This window comes from Pradoshia sp. (assembly GCF_051873915.1).
Taxonomy (GTDB): domain Bacteria; phylum Bacillota; class Bacilli; order Bacillales; family Pradoshiaceae; genus Pradoshia.
Genome location: NZ_JBJEFJ010000007.1, coordinates 20,582 through 21,756, shown reverse-complemented (window position 1 = coordinate 21,756; position 1,175 = coordinate 20,582). Strand labels below are relative to the sequence as shown.

At 41.1% G+C, this 1,175-nt stretch carries 1 protein-coding gene; it reads right to left on the bottom strand.

Going from position 1 to position 1,175, the window contains the following annotated elements; genetic code table 11:
• Positions 1–74 precede the first annotated feature (74 nt).
• Positions 75–1,151 carry a DUF3626 domain-containing protein gene (locus ACI35L_RS00500; protein WP_439801994.1) on the bottom strand — a complete coding sequence of 359 codons (1,077 nt, stop codon included), beginning with the start codon at positions 1,149–1,151 and terminating at the stop codon, positions 75–77.
• Positions 1,152–1,175: the final 24 nt, after the last annotated feature.

The window sequence follows — 1,175 nt, the reverse complement described above, 5'->3', positions numbered from 1 at the left end:
ATAGATTGCTAGTCCTTTTTAAATTGCTCACTTACAATATTTTTATCCCCCAATTGTTTCACACACTTACTTGTCTAGCATGAGCCATATCTCACAAGGACATGCCATAATAGCTTAATATCCTGCGTGATTTCCTTCATGGTTCCGTAGTCAGACCATTGATCAGGCTGTGAGTACATAACTTTCATGGCAGAGCCAATTATCCGTGCATTTATATCGTTGGTTTCGGCAATACGTTTTGCGAGAACAGGCATTTTTACACCTCTAAAATCAGAAGGTACTTCCTGCACTGTAAGGTGAAAGCCCCTTCGCCAATGTAGTTGGATGGAATACTTTGAGCATAGCTGCTCCATAATTCCCCCAATATCCGTTCCTCTAAATGAGGTGTCTGCAACGAGTATTTCAACGTCATTTCTAAGTGAGATGGGCCCATGGATTTGGGCTTCTATGTAGTGGTCAAGATTACGATGGATTTTTTGTTCATAGAGATATTTTTGAGGGTCTGAAAGATTCGTTAATAAATGATTGAATAGCCTAGGAGGGCGAATTTGAGCTTCTCCTAATGCAAATTCTCTTGAAAATGAATCCTCCAGAAGTGCTGCGAGTATTAAATCAAATTCCTGAAATGTTCCCTTTTCCTTTAATTCCAGATGGGAATCTAAATAGGTAAAAGTAGAACGATGAGAGACTGATGGATAAAGGAGGAAATAGCATGAACCAAAGCGGGGAGCAGGTCCATCTGAAGGAAGCATCAAATTCAGCGCCCCGTATTTAGGGCGGTCTTTCATGGCTGCGTCTTCACCATGGTAGGCCCCTCCAAATAACCTTCTCTCCCAAAGGTCCCGTTCGCCGCCTGGAAAGGCAGAAACACTTCCGGCTGAGATAAGCGTTTCGAATTGGCTTTTATACTCTCCTTGTATGAATAATGATTGGACAACGCTGTTAAAGCTGGAAACGAGCCGGTCTGGATGAAAATGCAAGGCAATTCTGGCGTTTGCCTTAATAGCATCAAACGTTTTTTCGAATGTATCTGTTGAGACGTTTGACATCTTTAAAATATGATGAATGCTTGATCTCGCCTCATGCTTATGTTTTTTTGCCTCAGTTTCAATATACGCTAGAGCTGATTTTTGTGAATTTGATAATGGCATAAATGTATACACTCCTCTTTATCC

Excerpts from the sequence above, each read along its gene's own strand:
- ACI35L_RS00500 (WP_439801994.1), bottom strand. The coding sequence starts at position 1,151 with ATGCCATTATCAAATTCACAAAAATCAGCTCTAGCGTATATTGAAACT.